The organism is Bifidobacterium santillanense, assembly GCF_018555385.1.
In the GTDB taxonomy this organism is placed as follows: domain Bacteria; phylum Actinomycetota; class Actinomycetes; order Actinomycetales; family Bifidobacteriaceae; genus Bifidobacterium; species Bifidobacterium santillanense.
Window position 1 is genome coordinate 346,813 of the sequence record NZ_JAFEJS010000002.1, and the last position, 25,101, is coordinate 371,913.

Sequence of the window (25,101 nt, forward strand, 5' to 3'; positions counted from 1 at the left end):
TTGAGCAATGTACCTAGGGAAACGAATCAGAATCGCCATTGTCGATAACGACAAACTCACACTTGGCATGATGAAGTTAATGATCAAGCAGCTTCTGCCATTCGCTGAAATATATTGGACGGCGGCGAAGGGCAAAACGGCCATAGACAAATGCCTGGATAAGAAAACGCAGCCCGACGTACTGCTGGTGGACATGTCCCTGGAAGACATGACCGGCTATGAGGTATGCCGGGCCATCCGCTCCAAAACACCGCAAATCGTGTTGATCGGCATAACCGCTTTCTCCCTAGAGAGACACTACGTACAGGCTCTGGAGAACGGGGCAGCGTGCTTGATGGACAAGGCGCAGGTGCGTGATGTCTGTCAAGCCTTGTGCCTATTAGCCAACGGACAATCACCTCATGTGAAATACGAGTCATCGGAAACCGCGCAGGAAGCCTACGCAAGACTATCCATAGAGGACAGTCCCAAACGCCGGTATAAGAACCTCACCAAAAGAGAGGAAGAGGTCATGAATCTATGCGCGTTAGGATATACATCAAAGGAAATCGGAGTGAAGCTTGGCATAGGAGAACCAACCGTAAAGACATACATCAAGCGCGTAGTTGAGAAGATAGGTGCCAAGAACAGAACGCAGGCGGTAATTAAATGGCTCGAAAAGAAAGACGAGTAAAAAGCAGCAATAAAGCGCACAATGCTTTCATTCTCAATAACACCAAGTATGTTCAATGCTTACTTCCGGTCGTCAGTATTGTTATCACGATAACGGAAACATGGACTTATCCACCACGGGAAATAATAACTTGGCTATTGGTGATCATTCATATATCGATGATTGCGCTAATGGCCGTTCATCCGCTATTAGGCAGCAATCTGCTGTTGGGCGCATTTATTTTCGGCTGTTTTATACCAGATACTAGCGGACCAAGTTTTCTGTGGGGAACTTGGTTAGCGCTTGCTTATATTGGACTATATGTCAAGCCACCATATGGAGCAGTCTATCCGTTGACAGTTTCCGCCATTCGCATGTGGAGATTCAGTCTAACAAAGACTCCGTTCGATGAATATGCCATGCTTTTGTTCATTATGTTTTTGGCATTTTTCATCGGAAGAGCGATATCTTGGAGAAATCTGGCAGATCAAGTAGAGAAGGATAAGCTTAAAGCAGAAAAGATTCAGCAGCATCTTTCAATGGTTAGAAAGGAAAATATTGCCGTCAGTAAGATACATGATTCGGTTAGTGGAAATCTAACATACATGGCAATAATGCTGGATAACAAATCAGCAAAACATGATTGCAGCTTCAGTGAAGAAGAGATTTCAAATCTTCGATCAACGATTGTTAAAACATTGGAAGAAATACGAATTGCCATTAATGTAATGAACGGCAATGATGTTGCATCGCTAAATAATGTAGATATGCCGTATATCAGACGCCTTCAATCTATTGCCGAGCAAGGCGATAAATTTTTATCAATGCTGGGATTTTCTGGGAAAACTTATACACCTTCCGAGTTTTCAGAAAAAATCAGCAACGATTACTTCGATGAAGTAGAGTCCCTATTGCAAGAGCTATATACGAACACTGCCGCCCATGCGAAACCCAATAGCGATTATTATATCTCTATAAGTTGTAAAGATTTAATGATATCTATTGACCAGGTCAATGAAGTTTCAGCAGATAGCTTGTTCCCTGATAAACCCGTATCGGAAAATGGTTTAAAGCTGCATGAAAAACGCATACAATCGCTGGGTGGAACAACTAGAACTTCCTCAGAAGACGGCACATGGCAATTTCATGCACAAATTCCGCTGGGCTTATCCCACGATGTGACAGATCCAATTTATAGAATGAGGACAGGCCGGAAGCATTCGAACTGAATAGGCAGTAACGTCATATGCTTCCAATGAGATAACGTCGGCATTGCCTTCCGGCATTATTCCGATTGCTGTTAATGATACGATCAGCAACGCCGAGGTAATTACTTTCATGGTCATCCTTTCTGTGCTCGAAGTGTCGCATAGATGCAATCGCATCAGCTTGTCATTGGCAAGGCTTGTCATCTTTCGTATGACAACATCATGAGGTAATTGTTTATGCCATGCACACCGTCATGTCATTGAGCTGGTGTTGGTAACTGAGAAGGCACCAGCACCAGCTTGTGTCATTCTTCCTTTGATATGGTGCTATGCGTCCATGAAATCCTGTGCAAGACGATTCACTATCCTGCTCTGGTGTTCGGCGACGGTGAGCTGATAATACCGTATGGCAACTTTCTCGCTTGTATGTCCCAGCTCGTTCATGACTTCACGGAGTGTGCCTCCCCGCAACATCAACAATGTCGCGTGGCTCGCCCGTAGCCCTTGGAACGTCAAATCAGGACGGCTGGCTTTTACGCGTGCCTTAGCGAATTGTTCCTCCAGAGTAGTTTGGGACATTATCTTCGCTCTTCGTGGGACGAATACCGGCGATTCTGGCAGTCCCATGTCGCAGTGATTGTGAAGGTGCTGGCGAATCATCGGCATGAGCGCGTCAGGTATATGCACATTCCTTATGCTTGATTCCGTTTTTGTCCGGCTGTATCGGATTTCTCCACGATCCGTACTGCCACGGTTCACGGAGCGTCGGACGTGCAATGTCTGACCATCTAGATCTATGTCCATAACACGCAAACCACAGAGCTCGCCGCATCGTAGTCCTCCGACCAAGGTTGAGAGGAAGACCGACAGTCTTGTGTATTCCGGCATGGCCTCCGCCAGTAGCATCAGTTCACGAGGAGTCACCGGAGACACATCGATACGCGACGATCGCGGCGCAGGCGGTATGGGGAAAATGAATGGATTGAATTGGAGCAATGGTGCCGTTCCGTCCAGCCCGGGCTTTGTCGCGGATTCGAGAATCGCCTTGAAGCGCATGCAGGAACGGCGAAAGGCCCATTGCCCTTCTGGATGCGGTTTGTCATACCATGTCTTGATTTTCAAGGGTGTGATTTCCGAGAGACGGAGCGACTCAAAATCCGTGATGAAATGCCGGATGTCTAATTTGAGGTTCCTGCGTGTTCCTCCGGCTATCTCTCCGCCATTCGGGAGCTTGTAGTTTGATTCCCATTGCGCCACATAATCGCGGAACAGGATATGACGCTGTTCCTGTTCCCTGAACTCCTGCAGCTTGTCTTTTTTCCGTTGAGTCGGGTGCTTCCATTCAGCTATGCCCTTATTGTGCAGATCTACCAGATGTTTCTCTTCTTCGAGCCATGTTCTGGCATCTAGTTCTTGCCAAGGTTTGAACTGCCGTTGCACTCGTTTCCCCGGGGCAAGCGGGTTCGGGTAGCGAACTTGCCAGGCAATGATTCCTCCGTTCTCGTCAAAACGTGGTATGACCGTTCCCCATGCGCTTCGAGGCCTTGCTGTTTGGTTTTTCTTGGGACGCCTATTCCTGGGCATGAAATCCCCCTTGATAGCAAAAAGGCGCACCGTGTGTGCGCCTTTCGGGAGATTGAAGTCAAATGATGCCGGAGAGGAGGAGTTCGCCATGTGTATGTCATCTTGAGATGACATACACATGCAATTGGTCTCTTTGAGGCCATTCATTGTCTGTATTCATTGTCTGTGTCGATAAGCTCTATCCGCATAAAACGAAAAGAGAAGCAGAAAAAATAAGAACCGTAATGACTGACGATTCTTGAGGTCTTACAGCAGGCAGATGCCAAATGAAGCACGCTCGATCGCATTAGACCAATATCGCGTCAGCGATATGCACGCAGACGCTCAATACTTCATCTTTGAATGTCGAGTATTTGGCCGTGCTCTGTCGCGAGGGAACAGAACGTTTTTCAACCTACGTGATTCAGGATGTCATGCCCCGTATATGCAACTTGCTGACAGGATGCCCGTCACCAGGTGGCGAGTGTTTCGATAGCGTCCAGTCCATCCTGACGATGTGATTCATCAAGGTTGTCCCAGTAAGGTGAATCCTCGGTGAGCTTGTCGTGCAGGAGTTTGATGCGTCTGCGATCGGTGTTGCTGTGCAGGCGCATGAGTTCATGCGTCAGGGTCCGGGATGAGCGACGCAAGCATGGCGGCGTCGTATAGGTGGCGGTCACCGTAGCCGGCGTGGTCGGCGCTGTAGGCCGCGCTCTTGAGTATCAGCGCGCCGAGCAGGTCCGGGATACGGATTGTGACTTCGGTGCCGCTTTGGTCGTCGATGAGTCCGACCTGCATGCTGCGTTCCACGGCCTGAGCGCCGCCCGGCATGGACAGCACCGGCGTACCGGCGATGGTCGCGTCAGTCCCGAGGAACTTGGGCAGGTGATCGGCGACCAACAGATCCACGACGTCACCGTTCGGCGCACTCATGCGTGTCGTGTATCCGGTCAGCGTGCCCGGTTGCGTCTCGAACCCGCGGGCGGCGAGGATGCTGCGCAGCCTAGCGATGCCGCGTCGGTCGGCCATGAGGTCGGCGAGCAGGTCGGCGTCGGTGGTGGGGCGCGCTGTCAATCCTCCCATGATGGCGTGCAGTTGGACCATGAGCCCGCCCGTGAGCAGCCATGATTCCGGGATGTTCGCCGCGGCGACCGCGTACACGGTGCTCCATGGATGGCCCGTGTTGGGGATGTGGGTTGTCGGAATCATGCCTGATGCTCCTTGCGATGATATTCGTCGATCAGCTGTTGAAGGGTTTCCAGACCGGCGCGGCGTTCCCTCGGGTCGTTGGATTCGGCCAGGTCGGCCGCACATACGCCGAGAGGCATAGGGCCCTCACCGGCGGGAAGACCGTCGGTGACATGGAGCCGTACCCGGACCGGAGTCGCGCCTTGCTTCAACCGGCATTGCCGAATGGCGTCGTTCAGAGCATCGGCGGTGACGTAGCCTTCCACCACGTCTGTGGCGGTCAATTGGAACGAGGCGGCCAATGCTCCGGTGGCGGCGGAGGGACGGATGAGGGTTTCGACCTTGGCGAGGTTGGAATCCCTGCACCAGTATTCGACCGTCGTCGCACGCCTGCGCGCGAGACGGGTCAGATTCTCCGCATCCATCTGCCTCAGGTATCCCCTGAGCCGGTATCGCTGCTGCCGGCCCAGCCATGGCGCGTCGAGCCCGCTGAGCATGTATAGCGCCCCGAACGCCATGTCTGGTGAATAAGGGCGCCCATCCGCACCCTGCCACTGTGCTTGGCGACGTACGGAATCCTCCGTAATCAGCGAGCCGCCTCCCGCGGAAAGAGATTCAAGCCGGCCAGCAGCGCGAAGCGCGCTGACCCGTCGCTCACTCACTCCGAGCCTACGGGCGGCTTCCCGCCGTGTGAGCAGCGTCCGATTCGTTCTGATAGCCATATTCCTATTGTATACAGAACTATTCCAGATTGGGAATAGTTCTGTATACACCGGGCAACAGGGCGTCTCAATCCGTGTTCGTCTGTATGTGGTCATTGCGCTGCTTTGATGAAGTCTTCGGCGAGTTGGTTGACGATCTGGTTGCGGTGTCGGGCGACGATGCGCTGGTAGTGCTTGATGGCGACCTTCTCGCTGACGTGGCCGAGTTCGTCCATGACTTCCCGCAGGGTGCCGCCCTTGAGCATGAGCAGGGTCGCGTGGCTCGCTCGCAGGGATTGGAAGGTCAGGTCGGGGCGGCCGGCTTTCTCCCTGGCTTTGCGGAACTGGGCCTCCAGGGTGGTCTGGCTCATCACCGAGGCTCGTCTGGGACGGAAGACCATGGCTTCCGGGTCCGTCCATTCGCAGTGTCTGAGCAGATGGTCGTGAATCAGGGGAACGAGCCCGTCGGGGATGGGTACGGTGCGTCGGCTGGAGTCGGTCTTGGTCCTGGCGATGCGTGTCGAACCGCGATCCGCATAGCCCCTGTTGACGGAATGGCGCACGGTCAGGCGTTTGGCCTTCAGGTCGATGTCCTTGACCTGCAGGCCGCACAGCTCGCCGCAACGGAGGCCTCCGACGAGCGTGGCGAGTATCACCGCCAGTCTCGTGTAGTCGGGCATATTCTCCGCGATCAGCTTGAGTTCCAGCGGCGTGACCGGCGGAACGTCCTCCCTGGCGGATCGCGGCGCCGGCGGTATGGGCAGAATGAACGGGTTGTCACGGATCAGCGGCGGGGAGCCGTCCATGCTCATCTTCGTGGCGCTGGTGAACGCCGCCTTCAGGCGCATGCATGAGCGACGGAACGCCCATTGCCCCTCGGGGTGCGGCGCATCGTACCAGCGTTTGATGTCCTTCGGCGTGATCTCGGTCAGAAGCTTGCCCTTGAAGCCCGGCATGAAGTGCGCGATGTCGAGATACAGGTTCCGGCGCGTGCCGCCGGCTATCCTCTCGCCGTTCGGCAGCCGGTATCCTTCCGCCCACCGGGTCACGTAATCCTCGAACGAGATAAGGCTCGCGCGCTTCCTGCGGCGGCGTTCTGACGGATGGACCCATTCCTGGATGTTCTTGCGGTCCAGTTCCACCAGATGCCGTTCCTCTTCGAGCCACTGGTGCGCCTCGTGCTCCATGTCCGGCTTGAACTGGCGCTGGACCTTCTTGCCCGGTCGTTTCGGGTCCGGGTACCGCACCTGCCAGGCGACGAGATTGCCTGCGGTATCGTAGCGCGGCGTCACGGTGCCGAACCTGCTCCGCCGCTCCGGCGACGGCCCCATACTGTCCTTCTTCGTCCTCGCGGACATGATGATGCTCCTTGTGCTGAATCCAAGATCGATGGCATGGCATAACGGCCTCGGAAAAATGCCACCAAAAATGCCACCAAGTGGCCGAATACGCTCTCAGTGAGCCATTGCACCTAAAAATGCACCTCCAGTGCCTTAGGCCTTGCAATCATTGAGGTTTAGGCTGATTCGATCACTCGTCACAGGTCGTTTCGACCATCAGCCGCATGAAGATGACGATAAGGAGCAACGCTGCTTGCGTGTCTATTGGAAGAAAGCGGGAACCGTTGCTATGATTGATTTTGTAAGTAATGAAGGTAAATTTATTTGCCCCCGGAGTGGTGGAGATGGACCTGTACGACGCTGGGCTGTATCCCCCTCTCTGGGGGTACCAACACCAAAGACCTCGGAACATCACGTTCCGAGGTCTTTTTCGTATATCTGACGCATATGGGTCGACGTCATCCCCGAGGCCACCGGCGACGAATCGGCATGGAGGTCCTTATTCTCGAGATCCGCCCATGTCGCGAGAATATGTGCCGCCAAGCGCGCGTCAGCGGTCCTTATTCTCGGGATTCCCCTACGTTTCGAGAATATGTGACGCTGACCGATCGCCGGCGGTCCTTATTCTCGCGCAATGGGTTCATCCCGAGAATAAGGACCGCCGATCGGCGTCCGGACGCCATGGGAGGCGCATCAGGCCTTGTCGGCGCCGATCTTTTTGGCGACCCAGTCGACGATGTACGGGGCGACCTGTTCGATCTGGTCGATCGCGACCTCGAACTCGTGCGGGCCGCCGTACCACGGGTCGACCAGGTCGATCTTGTCCTCACGGCCGGCCGGCGGCTTGGGCAGGTTCGGGTCGAAGCTGCGGTACATGTGCACCTCGGCGCGCTTCGCCGGCGGCAGCAGCCGCAGCAGCGACCGCATGTGCGCGGCGGTCATCGGCAGGAACAGGTCGGTGCGGGCGATCTCGTCGCGCGAGATGCGGTGCGCGAAGTGGTTGCGCGGGATCTCGTCGCCGTAGCCGCGCTCGCGCAGCACGTGCACGGCGCGCGGATCGATCGGGTGGCTCCACTCCTCGTCGGAGACGCCGCTGGACTCGACGTCGACCAGATCGCCGAGGCCGCGCTCGTCGAAGAAGTGGCGCAGGATGATCTCGCCCATCGGGGAACGGCAGATGTTGCCGGTGCAGACGGTCATCACGGTGTATTTGTGGTCATTGGCATGGTCGTTGGCCATGTGGGAACTCCTTGTCTCGCGCGTCCTTCACGGGGCTCCCCTCCCGGCACGGCACCCGGCCGCGCACGAAGCAAAGACGCCCCGCGGCATCTCGTGCTCCCCACGATACAGGCACAACGAGAGGAACCTCCCCATATGGGGAGGTTCCGGTACGTTATGCGGCGGGCTCGCCGACCGATGCCGACGGCGCCCGGCGACGGCGCAGATCAGTGCGCGGCGCGCACGTAGGTGAGGAAACGGTATCGGGTGATGCCGTCCTCGGCCTTCGCCGGCTTGAGCCACGGCGAACGGTCGGCGACCTCCCATCGGCCCGCTTCGGCGAGCGCGGCGATATCCGGCGCGTACGTGTCGGCGTCCACCTCGGCGTCAAGCAGGGTGACGTACGCCTTGTTCGCTTCGGGCAGGGCCTCGTCGAACAGCTGCGCGCCGCCGATCACCCAGATCTCCGAACGGTCGAGGCCGTCGTCCGGGATGGCCTCCTGACGCGCCAGATCGAGCGCGTCCTCGAGGCTGTCGACGACGGTCGCCCCCGGCGCGCGGTAGCTGGCGTCATGGGAGACGACGATGTTGTCGCGGTTGCGCAGCGGACGGTACTTCGCCCCCAGCGACTCCCACGTGCGACGCCCCATGATCACCGGATGCGAGACGGTGAGCTCCTTGAAATGCTTCATGTCCTCGGCGAGATGCCAAGGCATGCCCCCATCGAAGCCGATGGCGCCCGGGCGACCGTCCTTGTCGCGGGCCTCGGCCCAGATCAGGTTGACCGAGAAGGTCTTGGAGAAGTCGTCGCCCCAGTCCTCGGTCTCCTCAAGCCCGGCCTCCCCGGGCTCGGGTTCGTGATAGCCGCTACGGCTACTGTCGTGCTCCATTTCGAACTCCTTGAATGCTTTTGACTAACCCGAAAGTGTAGTGTCAGACGGCGACGGGCGCCTTGATCGTGGGGTGGTGACGGTAGTCGAGAATATGGAAGTCCTCATACCGGTAGTCGAACAGCGAATCGGCCTTGTCGATCTCGATCTTCGGATATGGGTACGGCTCGCGGCCCAGCTGCTCGAGGACCTGTTCGATGTGGTTGTCGTAGACGTGGCAGTCGCCGCCGGTCCAGACGAACTCACCGGGCTCGAGACCGGCCTGCTGTGCCATCATCAGGGTGAGCAGGGAGTAGGACGCGATGTTGAACGGCACGCCGAGGAACATGTCGCACGAACGCTGGTAGAGCTGGCAGCTCAGCCGGCCGTCGGCCACGTAGAACTGGAACAGCGCGTGGCAGGGCGGCAGGGCCATGTGCTCGACCTCGGCCGGGTTCCACGCGGATACGACCATGCGGCGCGAGTCGGGATGGTTGCGGATCAGGTCCATCACGTTCGCGATCTGGTCGATGGTGCGATCCGGATCGTCGGGCGCGGGCGCGGGCCAGCTGCGCCACTGCGCACCGTAGACCGGGCCCAGATCGCCGTTCTCGTCGGCCCACTCATCCCAGATGTGCACGCCGTGCTCCTGCAGCCAGCGCACGTTGGTCGAGCCCTTGAGGAACCACAGCAGCTCGTAGGCCAGTCCCTTGAAGAACACAGTCTTCGTGGTCAGCAGCGGGAAATCGCCCTTCGACAGGTCGAATCGGATCTGCTGGCCGAACAGGGAGATCGTACCGGTGCCGGTGCGGTCGGACTTGAGCGTGCCTTCGGCGAGGATCCTGCGCACGAGATCCTCGTAGGGCATCGGGACGTCCGTGTCCGGACGGGCGGGGATGCGGGAGCGGATAACGCCAAGTTGTTCTTCGGTCAAAGCCATGCGCACCAGTGTAACATGCGGGCTGAATCCGGTCGGGGCGCGCACGTGGACCGATCCGCCCCGCCCCAGGCGGACGAATCTCCCGCGCACGCGGGTTTTGGGCTAGATTGGGAGGTGTCGCGACGCGACTGGCGCGCCGCACGGACACAAGGAGTCATGTATGGGCAAGCGACTGTGGGTCGAGCGCAACAAGGACGGTTCCTGGGACGCGTTCAGCGACGACGGCGCGCACATCAAGTTCGGCAAGGACCGCGGACAGTTCACGCCCGGCGACCTGATGAAGATCGCGCTGGCCGGCTGCGCCGCGCTGTCCAGCCAGTTCGCCATCGAGCACACGCTCGGCGAGGGCAAGGGCGCGAGGATCGTCGTGGACGGCACGTACGACGCCGACAACGACGCGTACATCAACTTCAACGAGCAGGTCGTCGTGGACGCCTCGGACGCGGGTCTGAGCGACGAGGACGCGGACAAGCTCAAGGAGCGCATCACCCGTCACATCGACAAGGGCTGCACCGTCAAGCACACCTACGTGCAGGAGACGCCGGTGCGCATGGAAGTGACGATCAAGCACTGAACCGCGAGACAAACCGACCGCATGGACGGTCGGTACGACTAGGGGGAGCGAACCGCATCAGGCTCGCTCCCCCTAGTCGTACCGATCCGCACCGATCGTACCGATCGTCGCGAGACGTCAGCGCTCGGGATCGATCGTCTTCTCGATCTCGGCGGCGACCGACGGCTCGGCCTTGGGCACCGGGATCTCCTTGACGCCCTTGATGTCGTCGAGCGGCTTCGGCTTGACTTCGGCCGGCGAGCCAGGCACGGTGTCGAGACGGGATTCGGCAGCCTCGACGTACTTGCGCGGCACCACGTAGACCGGTCCGACCGCGTGCTGCAGCAGGCCCTGGCTGGTGGAGCCGAGCAACAGGCCGGTGAAGCCGCCGCGGCCACGGGAGCCCACGACGACGACGTCGTGGTCGTAGCTGGCCTTGGTGAGCGTGTTCACCGCGGAGCCCGGCACGATGCGCTTGTTGATGGCCAGATCGGGGTACTTCTCCTCGAGCGGCTTGACGCGGGTCTCGAGGTCCTCCATATAGGACTCGTAGACGGCGTCGTCGGCGCCCTTGACCTGCGGGGCCGCGGAGATCACGTCGAGCTCGGCGCCCCACGCGTGGGCGAAGTCGGCGGCGATGTCAAGGGCCTTGAGGCCCCACTTGGACTCGTCGGAACCGACGGCCACCTTGGTGATCGTGTTGTTGAGGTGCATCAGGTTGCCGTCGTCGTCGGTGTAGGGCACGACGACGATCGGGCAGTACGCGTACGCCGGCAGCGACGAGGACGTGGTGCCGAGGAGTCGCTCGGCCAGGCCGCCCTTGCCGCGGTTGCCGATGACGATCAGGTTGTAGTTGCGGCTCAGCTCGACGAACACGGACGCCGGGTCGCCGGTCACGATCAGCGTGGCGGCCTCCACGCCCTGCTCGTCGGCGATGGCCTTCGCCTTGGACAGGATCTCCTGCGCGTCGGAATGGGCCGCGTTGTCGTCCCCCATCGCGGTGTACGTGGCGTCGAAGCTGACGGCGGCATAGCTGGGCAGCGAGTACGCGCAGACGATCTGCAGCGTCAGTCCCGCGTGCTTGGCGTAGTTGGCGGCCCACCATGTGGCCTTGTAGCTGGCATTCGACCCGTCAACGCCGACGAGGATCGCTTTGTCGTTAATCATGACGACCTCCTTGAGTTATATGCGACGCCGCACCGGCGACGCCGCCCCCTGTGATTCCCAAGAATACCCCGATTCCGTTCGCCGCGCGTGAACGGCTCGGTCCGGACAACGAAAAAACGCCTCCCGTGGGAGACGTTTTCGCAGGGCCGCGAAGGCCGGAATACCGCGGATCGGACGACCGTCGGACGCGGATCGAACGACGATCAGATGATGCGGTAGTACTCGAAGGAGGCGTATACCGGCACGATCGAGACGCTCTTGCCGGGGCGGGGCGCGTGGATCATCATGCCGTTGCCCACGTAGATGCCCACGTGGCCGGAACGCCACATGAGGTCGCCGGGCTGCGGGTTGGACACCAGCGTGCCGTTGGCCTGCGCCCAGACGCGCTGCTGGGCGTCGGTGCGGGGCAGGCTGATGCCGAAGGCGGCGTAGACGTACTGGGTGAAGCCCGAGCAGTCGAAGCCGGACGGAGTGGTGCCGCCGTAGACGTACGGCACGCCCTGGAACTGGGCCGCGTAGGAGACGACGGCCGAGCCGTTGGAGCTGGTCGGAGCCTCGACGGAGCCCAGATCGAAGCTGGAGGAGGTGCCCGAGCTCAGCGAGGAGCGGGATCCCGAACGGGAGGCGGAGGCGGAGGACGAGGAGGATGCGGCGGACTGGGCGGCCTGCGCGGCTGCCGCAGCGGCGGCGGCCTCCTGCTGGGCCTTGGCCTCGGCGTCCTTCTCGGCCTGGGACTTGGTCTTGGGTACATCGAGCGATTCGATGCCGCCCCAGTTGGAGTCCTGCTCGACATCGGTGGAGGTCGATTCCTTGAGCAGGTCCTTACGTGCGGACGAAGCCTTCGGGAATGAACGCTCGGAGGAGACGACGCCGGAGGTACCGGCGGCGGCGGCAGCTGGCGCAATGGAAATAAACGCCGCGCAAACAGCCACGACGGCGATCACCATGGAAAGATAGTTCTTCAAGGTCTTCATCGGGACACCACCATAGCATCCCGTGACAACGAACCGCGACCCCGGATATCGTCTGACGGGCGACATCGCGCCGACACGCCGGGGATGATGAGATGAATCACACCGATCGGAAACGACCGGAAATGGTCAGAAGGCCGACCGATCAGTGCACCAGTGGATCAGTAGTGGATGTACTGGAAGTCGGACACGTTCGTGAACGTGCGGGACATCGTCTTGCCCTGCAGGGAGGCGCCGCACTCGGAGGTGGTGATGGAGCCGTCCGGGTTGATGCTCTCGACGATGGCGACGTGGCCGTAGACGGAGCTCGCACCCTCCTGACCGGTGCGGAAGACCATGATGTCGCCCACATGACGCGGGGTGTTGTCGACCCAGTAGCCGAGGGCGCGGGCGGAATCCGCCCACTGCGCGCCGTTGCCCATGTGGGAGCCGACCGGCAGGCCGAGCTGGTGACGGCGCACGTACACCCACCAGGTGCACTGGCTGAACTCGTAGGCGTTGCCGATGTCGCCGGTGGCGTGGTTCGGATCGAAGCCGGAGGGCAGCAGGCTGCCGTCGACGTCCATGAGCTTGGCCACGTTCTCGTTGTTGGCCAGGGACTTGGACATCTGCTTGACGTCGACGGACGCGGCGGAGTCGCTCAGGGACCAGGAGCCGTTGTTGGTGGTCTGCTTGGTGGTGGAGGAGTCGGAGGAGCCGGCGGCGTCGGAGGCGGTCGAGGAGGTGGCGGTGTCGTTGCCCGCAGCGGCGCCGTTCGCGGCGTCGGAGGCAGCGGTGTCGGACGTCTTGGCGTCGGTCGACGCGGAGGAGGAGGACGTGGCGTCGGAGGACTGTCCGGACGCGGTGGCGTCGGTCAGCGGGGTGCGCACGTCGGAGCGGGACGCGGCGGCGCCCACGCTCTGGATCTGCGTGGTGGTCGTGGCCGGATCGCTGGCCAGCGGCAGCAGGTCGTCGGTCGGGTTGGCGAACGCGACGGCGGTCGCGGCGGTGCCGGCGAGCGCGGCGAGGGACGCGGAGCCGACGATGAAGTTGCGGCGTTCGGCGGCGCGGGCGGCCTCGCGGATGGAGCGTCGCGACATCGGCGCGATCTCGTTGAGCTTCTGGGCCACCGCCGGCTCGAGGCCGAGGACGGCGCCGTTGCTGCCTGCCATCTGCATGGCGATGACGGTCCTGCGGGTATGGGAACCGCGCGCAGCGGTAAACAGATTGCCGGTATTACCGTTGCTTCGAATGGAAGACTTAGCCGCCTTAGGTGCAGCATGCTTCATAACAGAATCACTCCTTGCGGGCCGTCGTTGGACGTCCCCTAGGGGACGACGCATCACCGTCTCGATTCGCCACCATACAACGCGCCCCGGTCTTTGGGCAAACCTCGGCGGCTCGTCAAACGTTTTACGTTGCGCCTTGGACATCCGCGATTCACGCCGCGTTCATCGCCGGATTCCCTTGCGGCGCAAGGGTTCCCGCACGTTCCGAGGCGACGCCGGAAAATCGCCGGGTAAATTTTCCATGACGTACGTCCGGGAAGGCGGCCCCGCATCCGCGCCGCGACTATATATAAGGAACGTCGATGACGCACGATAACCGACGCCGAACATCCGAGATATCCGAAGGGCGAACGTCCCGTCCCCTAGGGGACACCCCGGCGCCACCGGATCGACCGCTCCTCCCCCGCGGTTCGCCTCCGCGCCCGGAATGCGGCCGGCCCTTCCCTCCATCCGCCCGATTGGCTAGGGTGGTGGGCATGGCCAATTCAGTGAAGATCCCTACCGACATGTTGCCCGAGGACGGTCGTTTCGGCTCCGGCCCGAGCAAGATCCGCCCCGAACAGATCGCCGCGCTCGACGCCGGCGCCACCACGCTGCTGGGAACCTCGCACAGGCAGACGCCGGTGCGCCAGCTGGTCGGTTCCATCAGGGAGGGACTCGAATCGTTCTTCAAGGTGCCCGACGGCTACGAGATCGTGCTCGGCAACGGCGGCGCGAGCTGCTTCTGGGAGATCGCCTGCGCCTGCCTGATCACGCGCCAGGCCGCATTCGGCACCTACGGCTCGTTCAGCGCGAAGTTCGCCGCCTCCGCGGCCAAGGCGCCGTTCCTCGAGGATCCGGTCGTCTTCAAGGGCGAGCCCGGCACCTACCGTCTGCCCGAGCGCACCGAGTACGTGGACGCGTACTGCTGGGCGCACAACGAGACGTCGACCGGCGTGGCCGCCCCGGTGCGCCGCGTGGAGGGCAGCGTGGAGCAGGGCGCGATCACGCTGGTCGACGGCACGTCCGCCGCCGGCGCCCTGCCTGTGGACGTCTCCCAGACCGACGCCTACTACTTCTCCCCGCAGAAGGCGTTCGGCTCGGACGGCGGCCTGTGGGTCGCTGTCCTCTCCCCCGCCGCGATCGAGCGCGCCGCGCGCATCGAGGCGAACGTGAACCTGCCGGGCGTGAACCGCTGGGTGCCGCCGTTCCTGTCCCTGACGAGCGCGCTGGAGAACTCCCGCAAGGACCAGACGCTCAACACCCCGGCCGTGGCGACGCTCATCATGATGGAGAACCAGGTACGCTGGCTCAACGACAACGGCGGCATGGACTGGTCCACCGCACGCTGCGCCAAGTCGGCCTCGCTGCTGTACTCGTGGGCCGAACGATCCGAGTACGCCCGTCCGTTCGTGACCGATCCGGACGCGCGCTCGCACGCGGTGGTCACCATCGATCTGGACGATGCGATCAGCGCGTCGGCCGTGGTGCAGGCGCTGCGCGAGAACGGCATCGTCGACACGTCCGGATACCGCAAGCTGGGGCGCAACCAGCTGCGCATCGGCGTGTTCCCCTCGGTCGAACCCTCGGACGTGGTCGCGCTGACCAGGTGCGTGGACTACGTTGTCGAGCATCTGTAACACTCCGAGGAGGATGTCCGACGTGACGAACGACCCTCATACCCGCGATACCCGCAACGAATCGCAGGGCGTGTCGAGCTCCGACCGGCGCGGCTGGCGACTGCGGTTCGCACCGATCATCGACCCCTCGGTGCGCCGCCCCGCCCCCAAGCCGGTGCGCGTGGACCTGCGCACCGTGTTCCTCATCGGCACGGGCCTGTGGACGCTGGCCCTCGTCGTGTGCCTGATCCTGGGTGCGCTGGAGTTCGACGTGGAGACCGCGCGGACCATCTGCGCCTCCGGCGTGATCGTCGGCGTGCTGATGCTCATCTGGGAGCATCTCGACCGGTGGGACTACCGCCGTCTCGGCCAGTAGCCCGCCCCTTCCGTCCTACTGCGCCAAGGGCAGGGACAGCGTGAACGTGCTGCCCTGCCCCGGCGCGGACCACACGGCGACGGTGCCGTGGTGGGTCAGCGCCACGTGCTTGACGATCGACAGGCCGAGACCCACGCCGTCGGCACTGCGCTCGGTCTGGTCCTTGCCCCGGTAGAAGCGCTCGAAGATGCGCCGCTGCTCGGACTTGGCGATGCCCTTGCCCTGATCGAGGACGCGGATCACCGCGTATTGCCCGGAATCGTCCTTCTGCGCCGACAGCGCGACGTATCCGCCGCGCTTCGAATACACGATCGCGTTCTCGACGAGCTTGGTGACCGCCGTGCGGATCTGGTCCGCCTCGCCGTTGACGACGAGCGAACGATCGCCGTCGAGACGCAGCTGTATGTCCTCGTCGGCGGCCGTACGCGCCAGCTGCGAGGACACCACGGCCAGCTGCTCCATCACGTTGAGACGGTTCGCGGCGGACGGCACGATCGGCTCCTGCGCCTTGATGAGCAGCAGCAGATCGGAGACCATGTGGTTGAGATGGTTGCTGGCCACACGCACGCGCCCCGCGTCCGCCCTCACCTTGGCGGGGTCGACGTCGTCGCGCTCGAGCTCGTCGGCCAGCCGGGAGAGGGCCTCCGTCGGGGAGAGCAACTGTTCGGAGACGTTGACGATGAACGAGTCGCGGATCTGGGAGAAGCGCACGGTCTCACTCACGTCGTCGATGAGCACGACGACGAACCGCGCGTCGACGCGGCCGACGGTCACCTTGAGCCAGTTCGGACGGCGCACGCCGTTGCTCTCGGTGTCCACCTGGATGCCGGCGCCGGAGGGCAGCGGCGGCACGAACCGTTCCGGCGTCTCGGTTTCGAGGTCGAACCGGCGGCGCCCGCCATGCTCGCGCACGTCGCGCACGGCCTTGATCACGGCCGGTTCGACGATGCTGTCGTCCTGCACGATGCCGAGCCGATACGCCTGCGGGTTGGCTCGGACCACATCCCCCTGCCGGTCGACGATCAGCGAGGCGCTGGGCAGGATCGACAGCAGCGATTCGGCCGATGCGTCAAGATCCGGGTCCTCGTCCTGGTCGGCGCGATGTCTGCGCCGGAACAGCCTGACCTTGTCCCCCAACTTGTTGCCCAGCCATTCGGTGAACGACGCCCCGCCGAGCAGGCGTTCCACGATCGGTTCGACGTGGTCGATGATGATCAGGACGACGGCGAGCACGACGGCCACGCCGATGATGCCGAAGACCGCGGAGACGATCAATGACGGCACAGGGGAGTCATACATGCCCTCCATTCTTCCACATCGGCGTGTTCCCTTGCGACGACATGCCGTGAAGCTGAACGCAGGGTGAACGTCCCAGTGAACGCGCGACCAACATCAGATGGCGTTTGCGCTACGTTGTCGCGCGCGCCGGCGTGAAATAATAGACTGAAGAATGGTTGCTATCTGAAGAGTAATCGGAAAAGAACGAAAGGCTGAAATGACAATGCGCGTTATCTTTAACGAGGAGATGAAGGCCGTCGCCGACGACCTCGACCGCATGGTTCAGGGCGTGCGCAAGTCCATCCGCGGAGCGGGCGACGCCCTGCTCAAGCAGGATGTCGAGGCCGCCCAGAGCGTTATCGACGGCGATATCGAGCTCGACGCCCTCGAGGAGAGCGTCATCGACCAGTGCGTCAAGCTGCTGGCCAAGCAGACCCCGGTCGCCACCGATCTGCGCATCGTCGTCTCCACGATGCGCCTGGCCACCACCTTCGAGCGCATGGGCGATCTCGCCAAGCACGTGGCCGAGACCTCCCGCCGCGCCTACCCCGCCTCCCCGCTGCCGGAGGCCGCCAAGGAGACGTTCCAGCAGATGCAGGACTTCCTCGACAAGACGTCCGACGATCTGGTGAGCATGCTCGCCGACCGCGACGCCAAGACCGCCGAGCGCATCATCGCCGGCGACGACGAGCTGGACGCCCTGCACCACAAGACCTTCGAGCTCGCGCTCGACGAGGACAACGACTTCACCCGCCAGCAGATCGTCGACGTGGTCCTGCTGGGCCGCTTCCTCGAGCGCCTCGGCGACCACGCCGTGTCCGCCGCGCGCCGCGTGGTGTTCATCGTCTCCGGCTTCGATCCGTCCAAGGAGCCGAGCCGCGACGAGGACGGCTCGATCGAGTGAACCGATCACGGTGATGCGATGATGCGACGGTCGCCCCGCGATCGATCGCACCGACCATCGAGGACTTCTCCCCGAGGGGAGACCCGAAACGACGCAACGGCCCTGTGCGGGTCTTGCGTCGTTTTGTTTTGTGCGTTGGCCGCATCGTCATGGCCGTCGTATCGGACGGAAAGGCGGGCGGCGACGGATACGGAATCATACGGAAGGAGCGGCCGGCGAGGTTGCCGCGCATACGGCATCCGTACATACGACAAGGGGAACGCCCCTTGCGGGAACGTTCCCCTTGCACTGACTTGCGTCAACCGTGAATCAGATCAGGAACCGAGGCTCACTTCTGGCCCTGGGCGGCGACGGCGGCGGCACCGGCGGCGGCGGCCTCCGGGTCGAGGTACTCGCCACGCGGCTTGACCGGCTTGAAGTTCTCGTCCAGCTCGTACAGCAGCGGGATGGCCGTCGGGATGTTGACCTTGGCGATCTCCTCCTCGGAGAGGTTGTCAAGCATCTTGACGATCGCGCGCAGCGAGTTGCCGTGGGCGGCGATCAGGACGGTCTTGCCGGCCTTGAGCTGCGGCTCGATGTCGGACTTGAAGTACGGCTCGACGCGCTTGACGACGTCCGCCAGGCACTCGGCCTCCGGAACCGGATCGCCGGTGTAGCGCGGGTCGTTGTTCTGCGCGTACTGGTCGTTCGGGTCGATCTCGGGCGGCGGGGTGGCGTAGGAGCGGCGCCACAGCATGAACTTCTCGTCGCCGTACTCCTCGCGGATCTCCGTCTTGTTCTTGCCCTGCAGAGCGCCGTAGTGACGCTCGTTGAGACGCCAGTTGCGCTCGACCGGGATCCACAGACGATCCGCGGCGTCCAGCGCGATGTTGGCGGTGTTGATGGCGCGACGCAGCAGGGAGGTGAAGACGATGTCCGGAAGGACGTTCTTCTCCTTGAGCAGCTCGCCGCCGCGCTTGGCCTCGGCCTCACCCTGCTCGGTCAGCGGGACGTCGACCCAGCCGGTGAACTGATTGGTTTTGTTCCATGCGCTCTGTCCATGACGGAGCAGTACTAGTTTGTAAGTCATACGGCCAGTCTACCGCCCCGAAATGCCGGACACGAGTATTCATCCCATGTTTTTCGCCGATGTTCGGACACGGGACGCCACTCCCCCGGGGACGTCCGACGGGTCCGTCCGCCCCGGCCCGCCCGTCACGCGCCCATCAGATACGCGCATCCGAAGGTCAGCGCCGCCGCGGGCGACAGCAGCACGGCCGCCGGCAGCGCCCTGCGGTATCCCCCGGTGCGCAGCGAGCGCACGGCGGCCACGCACAGCATGATCGACGCGGCCAGCGTCGCCGTCCCCGCGATCGCCGCCGCCACGTCCCACCATGGCATGCCGGAGCACGCCACATGACCGGTCGTATCGCCCGTTCCCTCGAAGAGCGTGCCGCAGCGGGGGTTCACCGCCGAACTCGCGACTCTGACGAGCGGCGCGTAGGAGGCGTACGACAGCGCAGCCATCACCACGGGGACGATCAGCGTCGCCTCGGCGAGCACGAGGCCGCGGTCCCGCCCCAGACGCACCATCCACGTGCGCTTGCCGTGGATCGCGTCGTCGTCGGCGTCACGCAGGTTGTTGACGCACAGCACGCCGACGGCGACGAGACCGAGCGCCGTGGCGGTCCAGACGACGAGGAAGGGGATCTCGTCGGACAGGGCGTACGACGTGCCGCAGGTGGCCACGAGCCCGAAGAACACGAACACCGAGATCTCGCCGAATCCGTGGTAGCCGTAGGGATGACGGCCGCCCACGTAGCACCAGCCGGCCGCGAGGCAGACCAGGCCGAGGCCGATGAACCACCAGTGCCCGGTGAGGATGGTGACGGCGAGGCCGCAGACGCAGGCGAGCGCCGCGTTGACGCCGGCGGCGAGCAGCACCCGCTTCGGCTCGACCAGTCCCGATGCGGTGAGCCGCTGGGGCTTGCCGCTGACGTCCTCGCCGGCGCCGCGCGATTCGTCCGCGCCGCGGACGCCGTCGGAGTAGTCGTTGGCGAGGTTGGCGGCGATCTGGAGGAACAGGGCGACGCCCGCGCACAGCAGCGTCACCGCGGCGTACCAGCCGGGCGAGGTCAGGCATGTGCCGTAGAGGTCGCCCGGATCGGGCCCCGGGCGGCCGCCGATCACCGGACAGGGTCTGTGCAGGTACGAGCCGCCCCACACACCCTCGAACACGGTGCTCCACATCGCCATGGACGCCGCGACGACCGGCGCCACCGCGAGCGGCAGCGTCTTCGGACGGATTCCCCTGAGCCACAGACCAAGATTCATGGTTCCCATCGTAGCTACCGTAGCTGCGGCGTCGACGTCTCCCACGGATACGGAGGTCCATCGCGAGAAAAAGTACCGCTGGGAACGAGCCAACGGTACTTTTTCTCGCGACATGGGCGAATCCCGAGAGAAAGTACCGCTGAGACGGACAAAGCGGCACATTCTCTCGGGACATGGGCACATTTCGAGAAAAGGGACCGCTGAGGTGTTCAGCGGTCCCTTGGCAAGGCAGATGTCGACGGTCTCTCAGCCGATGAGCGGCTTGACGAGCGGGAAGGTGATGGTCTCGCGGATCGTCGCGCCGGTCAGGGCGATGAGCAGTCGGTCGATGCCCATGCCCATGCCGCCGGCCGGCGGCATGCCGACGCCGAGGGCCTCGAGGAAGTCCTCGTCGATGTCGCACGCCTCCTCGTCGCCGGCGAGCGCGTCCTTGGCCTGGGCCACGAAGCGCTCACGCTGGACGACCGGGTCGTTGAGCTCGGAGTAGCCGGTCGCGAGCTCGAAGCCACGCACGTAGAGGTCCCACTTCTCGACGACGCCGGGCTTGGAGCGGTGGCCCTTGACCAGCGGGGAGGTCTCGACCGGGAAGTCGCGCACGAAGGTCGGCTCGTAGAGCTTGTCCTCGTAGAAGTGCTCCCACAGGTGCTCGACGAGCTTGCCGTGGTTCTCCACGTCGTCGCGCTCGACGCCGAGCTTGTCGGCGATCGCACCCAGATGCTCGACGGAGGTGCCGGGGTGCTCCGGGCCGCCGTTCGGGACGATCTCCTCGCCGAGCGCCTCGGACAGGGAGTCGTACATGCTGATGGTCTTCCACTCGCCGCCGAAGTCGTATTCGGTGCCGTCGAGCAGGGTGACCTTGTGCGAGCCGTAGACGTCCATCGCGGTCTTCTGCACGAGCTCCTTGACGAGCTGGCCGATGGTGTCGTAGGTACCGTAGGCCTGGTAGGCCTCGACCATCGTGAACTCGGGGGCGTGCGTGGCGTCGACGCCCTCGTTGCGGAAGTCGCGGTTGATCTCGAACACGCGGTCGATGCCGCCGACGAGGCAGCGCTTGAGGAACAGCTCCGGCGCGATGCGCAGGTAGAGGTCCAGATCGAACGCGTTCATGTGCGTGGTGAACGGACGGGCCGCGGCGCCGCCGTGGACGGTCTGCAGCATCGGGGTCTCGACCTCGATGAAGTCGTGGCCGGCGAAGGTGTGGCGCAGGGAGGCGACGGCCTTGGAGCGGTTGCGCACCATGTTGCGGATCTTCTCGTCCGCGATCATGCCGATGTACGGCTTGCGGGTGCGGGTGTCCTCGTTGAGGTCCTTATGCAGGGCCGGCAGCGGCTGGAGCGCCTTGGCGGCGATGGCCCAGTCGGTGGCGAACACGGACAGCTCGCCGGTCTTGGAGGCGATGACGCGGCCGCGCAGGTACAGGTGGTCGCCGAGGTCGACGAGCTGCTTGAACTGCTTGAGGGAGTCGGCGCCGATCTCCTTCTTGGAGATCATGCCCTGGATCTTCGTGCCGTCGCCCGCGGAGAGCTGGACGAAGTTGAGGCCGCCGGCGTTGCGGATGAACAGGACGCGGCCGGCGATGCCGACCATGTCCTCGGTCTCCTGGCCGGGCTCGAGCTTGCCGTCGTACTTGGCGCGCACGCCCTCGATGGTGTCGGTGACGTCGAGGTGGACCGGGTAGGGGTTGACGCCGTTCTCGAGCATCATGGCGCGCTTGGCGACGCGCATCTGGACCTGCTCGGGGTGCGCGAGCGGGCCGAACTCCTTGTTGGACGGGTCGACGGCCTCGTCCAGCGTGGCGCCGCCCTTGATCTTCTCGCGGATGGTCGCATCCTGCTTGAGGAGCATCTCCGCACGTTCCACGGTGGTCATCGCGGGAACGACGTTCTCGTCCTCGTTTGCTTGGGATTCTTGGGTTTCACACATAGCCACACAGTGTAGCGAGACCGAGATACACGCGACGGTGCCGTATGGGCACCGTATGAGTGCCGTATGAGTGCCGCATGGATGCCGCATAGGGGGAAGGCGCGGCATACGCGGGAACGCGCCCGCCGGCCGGGGCGGGCCGACGACGGGTTCCGACCGGAAATCCGGAGGAAAAATCCCGACGAAATCGATGACGGTTTCCGGCACGCGCCAAATCCCTTATCCGCAAAACCGTTGGAAATACTTGCGACACGCCGTAAGACCACCCGAATTTGCACCGCGACGCGATTCATGTAATATATCACCCGTTGCCAAACGGGCTGTAGCGCAGCTTGGTAGCGCGCTTCGTTCGGGACGAAGAGGCCGCGGGTTCAAATCCCGCCAGCCCGACAACTGAGGGAATCGCTGAGAAATCAGCGCTTCCCTTTTTTCATACCTCGGCACGGACCAGATCCATGCCGCCTCCCTCCGGCGCCGCGAGGGCATCCCGGCCGGCACGGGGAGCAGGGGAACACGGGAAGAGAACAAGAAGGGAAAGTGAGTCACCGATGAAGAAGAGTCTGCTTGCGCTGGCCGCCGGCGCGTTCATCCTCGGCGCCGCGGAATTCGTGATGATGGGCATCCTGCCACAGGCCGCCGCCGCGACCGGCGTGGACATCCCGACGGCCGGCCACTACATCTCCTCGTACGCGATCGGCGTGTGCATCGGCACGCTGATCCTAGTCTTCGGACGCAAGGTGCCGCCGAAGAACCTCATCGTCATGTTCATGGTGATCGCGCTGGTCGGCAACGCGATGAGCGCGCTGTCCGTGAACTCCGCGATGCTCATCGCCGCGCGATTCATCTCCGGTCTGCCGCACGGCGCGTTCTTCGGCACCGCGACCCTGATCGCCAAGACCCTGGCGGACAAGGGCAAGGAGGCGCAGGCCGTGTCGGTGATGGTGACCGGCCAGACCGTGGCGAACATGCTGGGCGTGCCCGCCGGCACGCTCATGGCGGAGTTCCTCTCGTGGCGTCTCGCCTTCGGCCTGCTCGCCGCATGGGCCGCGATGACGATCGTGCTCACGCTCGCATGGATCCCGTTCGTGCCGCCCGTCAAGGACACCGGCATCCTCGGCCAGTTCCGCTTCCTGCGCCGTCGCGGCCCGTGGGTGATCCTCGCGGCCGTGTTCACCGGCAACGCCGGCGTGTTCTGCTGGTGGAGCTACGTGTCGCCGTGGCTGCAGAAGACCGGCGGTTGGCCGGCCGCGCTGGTGCCGCTGCTCATGATGCTCGCCGGCTTCGGCATGGTCGTCGGCGGCCTGATCGGCGGACGCATCACCGACAACTGGCGTCACGCCGGCACCGCCGCGCTCGGCCAGTTCATCTCGATGCTCGGCCTGCTGATGGTGCTCGTCCTGCCGGGCAACCGCGCCGTCACCGCACTGCTCACGTTCTGGATCGCGTTCGGCCTGTTCTTCATCTCCGCGCCGCAGCAGCTGCTCATGACCGAGGCCGGCCAGGGCGGCGGCGAGCTCATCGCGGGCGCCGCCGTGCAGGTGGCGTTCAACTTCGGCAACGCGGTCGGTTCGGTCGTCGGCGGCACGATGCTCACCACGTTCGCGATGAACTACCGCTTCACCGGCCTGGGCGGCGTGCCGCTGGCGCTGCTGTCCGTGGGACTCCTCGTCTTCTACTCGTGGCGCTGCGAGGGCGACACCGAGGCCGCCCGACGCATGCGCGAGATCCACGTGTGATTTTGTGATTCATGGGATCCTCCCCATCCCGCCCGCAGGCGTACGTTCCTCCGGGCATTACCCGACGGAATCCGGTCGGACGTACACTACGCGACGGTCAACGTACGTTCGGCCGGATGGGCGGCGATAATCCCGAGGAACGTACGCCGGCAGGTGGGCCGACCGCGGGTGACGCAGCTCACAGTCGCAGTCCGGTCCGGCGCCGCGCGGTCTTCTAGACTTGAGGGCAGGAACACTCGACGAAGGAGACGGCATGGGCGATGACGCGATGGATTCGGCGCTTGAGGCGGCGCTGCTCGGCATGGAGGCGAAGCACGCGCACGACTTCGACCCGGACGACGATGCGGCGGCACAAGCCGGTACGGGCACAAGGTCCGATAACGGCGCCGACACCGACGGGGACGACTCCCCCACCTTCGACACGCAGGAGTTCCTTAGAGGCCTCGACGCGATCTTCGAGGCGCACGACGCCGCGGAGAAGGCGGGACCGTACCTCGAACAGGCGATGGTCGACGCGGAGAACGCCGGCGACGACGCGGGCCTGCTGACCGTCCTCAACGAGACGATGGGTTTCTACCGCTCGCAGGGCCGTCACGAGGAGAACCAGTGGATCGTGCAGCGCGCGATCGAACTGGCCCTGCGCATGGGGCTTGAAGGGTCCGAGGCGTGGGCGACGACGCTCATCAACTGCGCGACCGCGATGCGCGCCGCGAAACGCTACGATCAGGCCGAGGACCTGTACAAGCAGGCCCTCGCGTGCGCGGAGAGGAACTTCGATCCGAAGGACCGCCGGCTGGCGGCGCTGCACAACAACCTGTCGATGCTCTACAGCGAGACGGGACGCATCCACGAGGCGGAACTGGAACTGCGCGAGGCGCTGCGCGTCGTCGAGGTCTCGAGCGTGAATCCCGACGCAGACATCGACGTGGCCTCGTCGCACACGAATCTGGCGCTCGTGCTGCTTGAGGAAGGCAAACTCGAGGGCGCCGACTGGCATGCGTCCAAGGCGCTGGAGATCTACCGGACCGGGCATCTCGAGCATTCGGCGCACTACGCGTCGGCCCTGGCCGGACTCGCGCAGGTCAGGTACGCCGAGCACCGCTTCGACGACGCGGTGACGCACTACCGTCAGGCACTGGTCGTGATCGAGGAATGCTACGGCAGGAACACCGACTACTACCGGATCACCGAGTCGAACCTCAGGGAGGCCGAGGCGAAGGCCGCCGGGTCGACCGGAACCGCCGCTCCGTCCACGGAGCCGGCCGCGGGATCGGCCGAACCGGAGGATTCGGCGGCACCGGAGCCGACCGCCCCGCCGGCATCGCCCGTCTCCCC

General features: G+C 63.1%; 23 protein-coding genes and 1 tRNA gene. 9 read left to right on the forward strand and 15 right to left on the reverse strand.

Features of this window, described 5'->3' with window-relative positions:
• Positions 1 to 7: 7 nt before the first annotated feature.
• Both JS528_RS04030 and JS528_RS04035 read left to right on the forward strand, forming a co-directional pair.
• Positions 8 to 673 (forward strand): response regulator transcription factor, encoded by a 666-nt coding sequence (locus tag JS528_RS04030; protein WP_214357798.1) that lies wholly within the window; start codon positions 8 to 10, stop codon positions 671 to 673.
• Positions 649 to 1,881, forward strand: a complete 1,233-nt coding sequence (locus tag JS528_RS04035; protein ID WP_214357799.1) for a sensor histidine kinase — start codon at positions 649 to 651, stop codon at positions 1,879 to 1,881. The genes JS528_RS04030 and JS528_RS04035 overlap by 25 nt, the downstream gene beginning before the upstream one ends.
• 306 nt (positions 1,882 to 2,187) lie before the next feature.
• Here JS528_RS04035 and JS528_RS04040 read toward each other — a convergent pair whose 3' ends face one another.
• The 8 genes from JS528_RS04040 to JS528_RS04070 form a co-directional block, all read right to left on the reverse strand.
• Positions 2,188 to 3,534: a tyrosine-type recombinase/integrase gene (locus JS528_RS04040; RefSeq protein ID WP_240541296.1), complete on the reverse strand. Its 1,347-nt coding sequence runs from the start codon at positions 3,532 to 3,534 to the stop codon at positions 2,188 to 2,190.
• 359 nt (positions 3,535 to 3,893) lie between these two features.
• On the reverse strand, positions 3,894 to 4,037 hold the full coding sequence (locus JS528_RS11535; protein ID WP_240541297.1) for a hypothetical protein: 144 nt from the start codon (positions 4,035 to 4,037) through the stop codon (positions 3,894 to 3,896).
• Between the two features lie 4 nt (positions 4,038 to 4,041).
• Positions 4,042 to 4,632, reverse strand: coding sequence for a hypothetical protein (locus tag JS528_RS11540; protein ID WP_240541298.1), 591 nt, complete (start codon positions 4,630 to 4,632; stop codon positions 4,042 to 4,044).
• Positions 4,629 to 5,129, reverse strand: coding sequence for a hypothetical protein (locus JS528_RS04050; RefSeq protein WP_240541299.1), 501 nt, complete (start codon positions 5,127 to 5,129; stop codon positions 4,629 to 4,631). Before JS528_RS04050 ends, JS528_RS11540 begins: the two co-directional genes overlap by 4 nt.
• A 296-nt stretch (positions 5,130 to 5,425) precedes the next feature.
• Positions 5,426 to 6,670 carry a tyrosine-type recombinase/integrase gene (locus JS528_RS04055; RefSeq protein WP_214357800.1) on the reverse strand — a complete coding sequence of 415 codons (1,245 nt, stop codon included), beginning with the start codon at positions 6,668 to 6,670 and terminating at the stop codon, positions 5,426 to 5,428.
• Between the two features lie 675 nt (positions 6,671 to 7,345).
• Positions 7,346 to 7,891, reverse strand: a complete 546-nt coding sequence (locus JS528_RS04060; protein WP_214357801.1) for a low molecular weight protein-tyrosine-phosphatase — start codon at positions 7,889 to 7,891, stop codon at positions 7,346 to 7,348.
• A 206-nt stretch (positions 7,892 to 8,097) separates the two neighbouring features.
• Positions 8,098 to 8,760 (reverse strand): dihydrofolate reductase, encoded by a 663-nt coding sequence (locus JS528_RS04065; protein WP_214357802.1) that lies wholly within the window; start codon positions 8,758 to 8,760, stop codon positions 8,098 to 8,100.
• A 43-nt stretch (positions 8,761 to 8,803) separates the two neighbouring features.
• Positions 8,804 to 9,607, reverse strand: a complete 804-nt coding sequence (locus JS528_RS04070) for a thymidylate synthase (protein WP_214357840.1) — start codon at positions 9,605 to 9,607, stop codon at positions 8,804 to 8,806.
• Between the two features lie 232 nt (positions 9,608 to 9,839).
• On the opposite strand from JS528_RS04070, the gene JS528_RS04075 reads away from it, so the two are divergent.
• Positions 9,840 to 10,253 (forward strand): OsmC family protein, encoded by a 414-nt coding sequence (locus tag JS528_RS04075; RefSeq protein WP_214357803.1) that lies wholly within the window; start codon positions 9,840 to 9,842, stop codon positions 10,251 to 10,253.
• Between the two features lie 117 nt (positions 10,254 to 10,370).
• Here JS528_RS04075 and JS528_RS04080 read toward each other — a convergent pair whose 3' ends face one another.
• The 3 genes from JS528_RS04080 to JS528_RS04090 form a co-directional block, all read right to left on the reverse strand.
• Complete coding sequence (locus JS528_RS04080) at positions 10,371 to 11,399, reverse strand: universal stress protein (protein WP_214357804.1); 1,029 nt, start codon at positions 11,397 to 11,399, stop codon at positions 10,371 to 10,373.
• 203 nt (positions 11,400 to 11,602) lie between these two features.
• Positions 11,603 to 12,373, reverse strand: a complete 771-nt coding sequence (locus JS528_RS04085) for a C40 family peptidase (protein ID WP_240541300.1) — start codon at positions 12,371 to 12,373, stop codon at positions 11,603 to 11,605.
• Positions 12,374 to 12,531: 158 nt separating this feature from the next.
• Positions 12,532 to 13,638, reverse strand: a complete 1,107-nt coding sequence (locus tag JS528_RS04090) for a CHAP domain-containing protein (protein ID WP_214357805.1) — start codon at positions 13,636 to 13,638, stop codon at positions 12,532 to 12,534.
• 476 nt (positions 13,639 to 14,114) lie between these two features.
• Between JS528_RS04090 and serC the strand changes: the two genes are divergently transcribed.
• Positions 14,115 to 15,257 carry a phosphoserine transaminase gene (gene serC, locus JS528_RS04095; RefSeq protein ID WP_214357806.1) on the forward strand — a complete coding sequence of 381 codons (1,143 nt, stop codon included), beginning with the start codon at positions 14,115 to 14,117 and terminating at the stop codon, positions 15,255 to 15,257.
• Between the two features lie 100 nt (positions 15,258 to 15,357).
• The gene (locus tag JS528_RS04100) at positions 15,358 to 15,612 is read left to right on the forward strand and encodes a DUF2530 domain-containing protein (protein ID WP_214357842.1); all 255 of its coding nucleotides are present in this window, start codon (positions 15,358 to 15,360) and stop codon (positions 15,610 to 15,612) included.
• 15 nt (positions 15,613 to 15,627) lie between these two features.
• Here JS528_RS04100 and JS528_RS04105 read toward each other — a convergent pair whose 3' ends face one another.
• The gene (locus JS528_RS04105) at positions 15,628 to 16,911 is read right to left on the reverse strand and encodes a sensor histidine kinase (RefSeq protein WP_214357807.1); all 1,284 of its coding nucleotides are present in this window, start codon (positions 16,909 to 16,911) and stop codon (positions 15,628 to 15,630) included.
• Between the two features lie 202 nt (positions 16,912 to 17,113).
• On the opposite strand from JS528_RS04105, the gene phoU reads away from it, so the two are divergent.
• Complete coding sequence (gene phoU, locus JS528_RS04110; protein WP_214357808.1) at positions 17,114 to 17,794, forward strand: phosphate signaling complex protein PhoU; 681 nt, start codon at positions 17,114 to 17,116, stop codon at positions 17,792 to 17,794.
• A 328-nt stretch (positions 17,795 to 18,122) separates the two neighbouring features.
• Here phoU and JS528_RS04115 read toward each other — a convergent pair whose 3' ends face one another.
• From JS528_RS04115 to lysS, 3 genes are all read right to left on the reverse strand, one after another.
• Positions 18,123 to 18,863 (reverse strand): phosphoglyceromutase, encoded by a 741-nt coding sequence (locus JS528_RS04115; protein ID WP_214357809.1) that lies wholly within the window; start codon positions 18,861 to 18,863, stop codon positions 18,123 to 18,125.
• A gap of 125 nt (positions 18,864 to 18,988) precedes the next feature.
• Positions 18,989 to 20,107 (reverse strand): 1,4-dihydroxy-2-naphthoate octaprenyltransferase, encoded by a 1,119-nt coding sequence (gene menA / locus JS528_RS04120; RefSeq protein WP_240541301.1) that lies wholly within the window; start codon positions 20,105 to 20,107, stop codon positions 18,989 to 18,991.
• A 246-nt stretch (positions 20,108 to 20,353) separates the two neighbouring features.
• A complete protein-coding gene (lysS, locus tag JS528_RS04125) occupies positions 20,354 to 22,030 on the reverse strand; it encodes a lysine--tRNA ligase (RefSeq protein ID WP_214357810.1) in 1,677 nt (558 codons plus the stop codon).
• 316 nt (positions 22,031 to 22,346) lie between these two features.
• On the opposite strand from lysS, the gene JS528_RS04130 reads away from it, so the two are divergent.
• The 3 genes from JS528_RS04130 to JS528_RS04140 all read left to right on the forward strand — a co-directional run.
• Positions 22,347 to 22,420: transfer RNA gene (locus tag JS528_RS04130), tRNA-Pro, on the forward strand.
• A 158-nt stretch (positions 22,421 to 22,578) separates the two neighbouring features.
• Positions 22,579 to 23,766 carry an MFS transporter gene (locus JS528_RS04135; RefSeq protein ID WP_214357811.1) on the forward strand — a complete coding sequence of 396 codons (1,188 nt, stop codon included), beginning with the start codon at positions 22,579 to 22,581 and terminating at the stop codon, positions 23,764 to 23,766.
• A gap of 253 nt (positions 23,767 to 24,019) precedes the next feature.
• A partial coding sequence (locus tag JS528_RS04140; protein WP_214357812.1) for a tetratricopeptide repeat protein occupies positions 24,020 to 25,101 on the forward strand: 1,082 nt, incomplete at its 3' end.

What these genes read in the sequence shown, in the direction of transcription:
- JS528_RS04030 (WP_214357798.1), top strand. Translation starts at nt 8, where the DNA reads ATGTACCTAGGGAAACGAATCAGAATCGCCATTGTCGATAACGACAAA.
- JS528_RS04035 (WP_214357799.1), top strand. Translation starts at nt 649, where the DNA reads ATGGCTCGAAAAGAAAGACGAGTAAAAAGCAGCAATAAAGCGCACAAT.
- JS528_RS04040 (WP_240541296.1), bottom strand. Translation starts at nt 3,534, where the DNA reads ATGGCGAACTCCTCCTCTCCGGCATCATTTGACTTCAATCTCCCGAAA.
- JS528_RS11535 (WP_240541297.1), bottom strand. Translation starts at nt 4,037, where the DNA reads ATGCGCCTGCACAGCAACACCGATCGCAGACGCATCAAACTCCTGCAC.
- JS528_RS11540 (WP_240541298.1), bottom strand. Translation starts at nt 4,632, where the DNA reads ATGATTCCGACAACCCACATCCCCAACACGGGCCATCCATGGAGCACC.
- JS528_RS04050 (WP_240541299.1), bottom strand. Translation starts at nt 5,129, where the DNA reads ATGGCGTTCGGGGCGCTATACATGCTCAGCGGGCTCGACGCGCCATGG.
- JS528_RS04055 (WP_214357800.1), bottom strand. Translation starts at nt 6,670, where the DNA reads ATGTCCGCGAGGACGAAGAAGGACAGTATGGGGCCGTCGCCGGAGCGG.
- JS528_RS04060 (WP_214357801.1), bottom strand. Translation starts at nt 7,891, where the DNA reads ATGGCCAACGACCATGCCAATGACCACAAATACACCGTGATGACCGTC.
- JS528_RS04065 (WP_214357802.1), bottom strand. Translation starts at nt 8,760, where the DNA reads ATGGAGCACGACAGTAGCCGTAGCGGCTATCACGAACCCGAGCCCGGG.
- JS528_RS04070 (WP_214357840.1), bottom strand. Translation starts at nt 9,607, where the DNA reads ATGCCCTACGAGGATCTCGTGCGCAGGATCCTCGCCGAAGGCACGCTC.
- JS528_RS04075 (WP_214357803.1), top strand. Translation starts at nt 9,840, where the DNA reads ATGGGCAAGCGACTGTGGGTCGAGCGCAACAAGGACGGTTCCTGGGAC.
- JS528_RS04080 (WP_214357804.1), bottom strand. Translation starts at nt 11,399, where the DNA reads ATGATTAACGACAAAGCGATCCTCGTCGGCGTTGACGGGTCGAATGCC.
- JS528_RS04085 (WP_240541300.1), bottom strand. Translation starts at nt 12,373, where the DNA reads ATGAAGACCTTGAAGAACTATCTTTCCATGGTGATCGCCGTCGTGGCT.
- JS528_RS04090 (WP_214357805.1), bottom strand. Translation starts at nt 13,638, where the DNA reads ATGAAGCATGCTGCACCTAAGGCGGCTAAGTCTTCCATTCGAAGCAAC.
- serC (WP_214357806.1), top strand. Translation starts at nt 14,115, where the DNA reads ATGGCCAATTCAGTGAAGATCCCTACCGACATGTTGCCCGAGGACGGT.
- JS528_RS04105 (WP_214357807.1), bottom strand. Translation starts at nt 16,911, where the DNA reads ATGTATGACTCCCCTGTGCCGTCATTGATCGTCTCCGCGGTCTTCGGC.
- phoU (WP_214357808.1), top strand. Translation starts at nt 17,114, where the DNA reads ATGCGCGTTATCTTTAACGAGGAGATGAAGGCCGTCGCCGACGACCTC.
- JS528_RS04115 (WP_214357809.1), bottom strand. Translation starts at nt 18,863, where the DNA reads ATGACTTACAAACTAGTACTGCTCCGTCATGGACAGAGCGCATGGAAC.
- menA (WP_240541301.1), bottom strand. Translation starts at nt 20,107, where the DNA reads ATGAATCTTGGTCTGTGGCTCAGGGGAATCCGTCCGAAGACGCTGCCG.
- lysS (WP_214357810.1), bottom strand. Translation starts at nt 22,030, where the DNA reads ATGTGTGAAACCCAAGAATCCCAAGCAAACGAGGACGAGAACGTCGTT.
- JS528_RS04135 (WP_214357811.1), top strand. Translation starts at nt 22,579, where the DNA reads ATGAAGAAGAGTCTGCTTGCGCTGGCCGCCGGCGCGTTCATCCTCGGC.